Below are 3,563 nucleotides of genomic sequence, written 5' to 3'. Positions count from 1 at the left end.
AAATTCGTGCTTTGCTCGGATTGGTTGACGTCGTGCGACATCTCAAGCTTTGCGCCGGCAAGCCGCGACTGCATGTCGAGGATGCGCGTCCAGCGTTCTTCAACGGAACTTGCCTTGATGACGCTAGTCGTCGACATCGCGCCGGCGTTGACCAACGGAGACAAAGGCTTGTCGCCATGCAATTCCAATGCAATGACTGAATTGAACGGTAGCCCGGTCGGGTCCGCGCCTATCTTTTCCTGTACGGCGTCCGGCCCCACATCCTCCAAGGCCAGCGCCAGTGTGCAGACTTTGGAAATTGACTCGATAGCGAACGGATAGTCTGTGTCGCCAGCGGCGAAGACGTCGCCGTCGACGGTCACGACCACAACGCCTGACAGGTCGGACGGCACCTTTGCCAGGTAGGGAATGTAGTCAGCGTTGGCGCCGCCCGGCGCCGCATGATGTTGAGCGTAGGCAGCATCAACCGCCGCCTTCAGCGTATTGAGATCAATAGCCATGAGAATCTCCGGCGATAACCGGGAAATCCGTTGAGCGGATTTCCCGGCTTCGCTTATCAGGATCTGGAGGAAGGCGAGGTGGCCGAGCCGCTTGCCGCAGGCGAAGCGCTGCTTGTAGCCACGGGCGTACCCGTCACCGTTGTGCTGGGTACCGTCTGTTTTGCCTGCCAGGTGAACGGCGCAAAATCACTGTCCTCATCACGCCAGCCGGGCTTGCGCACCATGTAGATCAAGAACGGAATGATGCAGAAGAAGACGGTCAAGCCCACCAGTATTTCAACGTACGTGGAGGGGCTGCCCACGGAGATCTGACTGGGCGGAATGAAGCTGAAGACGAACGCCAGCAACGAACCGACGAATCCGGCGCCACCGATGATGTACATCCCCATGTCCCCGCCCGGTATGCGGTAAGGCCGCGGACGGTCGGGCTGGCTGCGGCGCAGATAAATTGCCGCGGAGAACATCAACAGGTACATCACCAGGTAGAGGATGACCGTCAGCTGGCTCAGCATCTGGTACACCGCCTGCACCGAAGGCAACACCACGAACAGCGTCGCCAACAGGCTTACGATGACCGCCTGAAGCAACAGGATGTGCGTGGCCATGCCGTGCGCATTGGTGTGCTGCCACCACCGCGGCAAGTAGCCCGCCTTGGCCACCACCAACAAGCCGGACGATGGGCCAGCCACCCAGGTCACCACACCCGCAAGCACCCCAATGGCCAAGGCCACGGCGACGACGGGTCCCAGCCAGGCCACGCCAGCCCACTTGAACATGTCGTTGTAGGCCACCAGCAGACTCTGTGTCAGGTTGATGTCTGATTGAGGAATGACAAACGCAATCGCCAGCGTACCCAACACGAAGATCAGCACCGTGCCCACCGCCGACAGCATGATGGCGATGGGGTAGTTGCGTTTCGGGTTATCGACTTCCTGGACGTGGATGGCGTTCATTTCCATGCCGGCATAGAACAGGAAGATGCTTGCCGCCAGCACGATGTTGTCAAAGTTGGTGAAGTCGGGAATCACCTCGCCCCAAGACAACTTGATTTGCGGCGTGTTGCCCGCAAACAGATACGAGAACCCCAGCACGATGAGGATAATCGCCGGAATGATGGTGCCGACTATCCCCCCCCACTTGGAGACCTTTGCAAAGGTCTCCACGCCACGGAACGCAATGAATGTGGCTAGCCAATAGATGCCGAGCACGATGGCCAGGATGAAGTACTTGTTGGCGGACAGTGCTTCATCCCATCTCTGGTCTGGCCCGATGAACGCCAGCGATACCGCCCCGAACGTGAGCGCGGTAGGAAACCAGACGGTGACCTCGACCCACAACATGAACATGGCGAGGAAGGCCAGGCGTGGCCCGAAGGCCTCGCCCACCCAGCGGAAGATCCCGCCTTTCTCGGACCATCCCGTTGCCAGTTCAGCTGCAACCAGCGAGACGGGAATCAGGAAAAATACCGCAGCAAAGAGGTAGTAGAAGATGGAGCTCAAACCGTATTCGGCTTCTGCCGGCAAACCACGCAGGCTGACCACCGCGACGATGTTCATGATCGCGACGGTGCCGATTCCGAGTTTTTTGAGCGAAGGCTTGCTCACCGCTTTGTTTGGAAGCGAGTCAGGCATAGATCATTCCCCCAGAATGGAGATCTATTGACGATCGGATGGGAAAGCGTCAGACCACGTTCAGGTGTGGTTGAACCCTTCTTCGCTGGCGACGCCGTGCAAGGACGGGTGCTCAGCCAGATAGGCCAGTGCGCCCTTCATGTCCTCGATCAGCAACGCTGCGAAATCCATCTCGAACCCGCGCCGGCACATGATGCGCATCACGACGGTGTCGGACATCTTCCCGTTCAGTGCGAATGCCGGCACTTGCCATCCCCGAAGCCGTAAGCGCTCGGACAAGTCGTACAGCGTGTACCCGATCTTTGCGCCTTCCTTGATCTTGAAGCACACGGCGGGAATGCCTTCTTTCGGATCGCCGCTGCAGATCATCTCGTAAGGCCCCAGCTTGGCGACTTCTTGCGCGATGTAAGACGCGACCTGATAAAGCGCGGTCTGCACTTTTGTGTAGCCTTCGCGGCCCAGACGCAGAAATTCGTAGTACTGGGCAATGACTTGCCCTGCAGGCCGGGAAAAGTTGATGGCGAAGGTGCCCACCTGCCCGCCCAGGTAGTCCACGTTGAACACAAGTTCGTTGGGCAGCGCCGCAGCGTCGCGCCAGATGACCCAGCCGCAGCCTAGCGGCGCCAGGCCGAACTTGTGACCCGATGAGCTGATGGATTTCACGCGGGGCAGGCGGAAGTCCCAAACGATGTCAGGCGCGACAAACGGTGCAAGAAAGCCGCCGCTTGCGGCGTCGATATGCATGTCGATGTCCCAGCCCTTGTCCTTGTGCAGCTTGTCCAGCGCCTCGTGCAGGGCCAGCGGAAACTCGTAGTTGCCGGTGTACGTCACGCCGAACGTGGGCACGACGCCAATGGTGTTTTCGTCGCAGGCGGCGATCATGCGCTCGGGGTCCATGAACAGCTTGCCGGGCTCCATCGGGATTTCGCGGATCTCGACATCCCAGTAGCGCGCAAACTTGTGCCAACACACTTGCACGGGACCACAAACAAAATTGGGCTTGTCGGTAGGCTTGCCGGCGGCCTGCATACGCTTGCGCCAGCGCCACTTCATGGCCATTCCGCCCAGCATGCATGCCTCGGACGAACCAATGGTGTTGGTGCCGACCGCCTGGCCGTTCGCGGGCGTCGGGGCATTCCAGAGGTCCGCCATCATGTTCACGCAGCGCAAATCGATGGCGGCCGACTGCGGATATTCTTCCTTGTCGATCCAGTTTTTGTTGATCGACAGATCCATCAGCTTGTGGACGTTTTCATCGTCCCAAGTCTGGCAAAAAGTCGCCAGATTCTGACGTGCATTTCCGTCAAGATACAGTTCGTCGGTGATGATCTGGTATGCAACGTCTTCCCGCATCTGGCCTTTGGGAAAGACCTTTGATTCCGCGACGTGCCCCATGACTTCCGAGCCAAAACGGGAATCGAGGGAATCGGAC

Annotated in this window: 3 protein-coding genes; all 3 read right to left on the bottom strand. The window is 59.0% G+C overall.

Features of this window, described 5'->3' with window-relative positions; all coding sequences use genetic code 11:
• Positions 1 to 500: glutaminase (locus tag HV765_RS31590; protein ID WP_175172196.1), on the bottom strand; the 500-nt coding region annotated here is incomplete at its 3' end.
• 56 nt (positions 501 to 556) lie between these two features.
• On the bottom strand, positions 557 to 2,131 hold the full coding sequence (gadC, locus tag HV765_RS31585; RefSeq protein ID WP_175172194.1) for a glutamine/gamma-aminobutyrate antiporter GadC: 1,575 nt from the start codon (positions 2,129 to 2,131) through the stop codon (positions 557 to 559).
• Positions 2,132 to 2,191: 60 nt separating this feature from the next.
• A partial coding sequence (gene gad, locus HV765_RS31580; RefSeq protein WP_175172192.1) for a glutamate decarboxylase occupies positions 2,192 to 3,563 on the bottom strand: 1,372 nt, incomplete at its 5' end.

Source organism: Achromobacter kerstersii, assembly GCF_902859595.1.
GTDB lineage: Bacteria > Pseudomonadota > Gammaproteobacteria > Burkholderiales > Burkholderiaceae_B > Achromobacter > Achromobacter kerstersii.
Note: the sequence above shows the minus strand (reverse complement) of the source record. Positions and strands in the feature narration are given on the sequence as shown.

Excerpts from the sequence above, each read along its gene's own strand:
- gadC (WP_175172194.1), bottom strand. The coding sequence starts at position 2,131 with ATGCCTGACTCGCTTCCAAACAAAGCGGTGAGCAAGCCTTCGCTCAAA.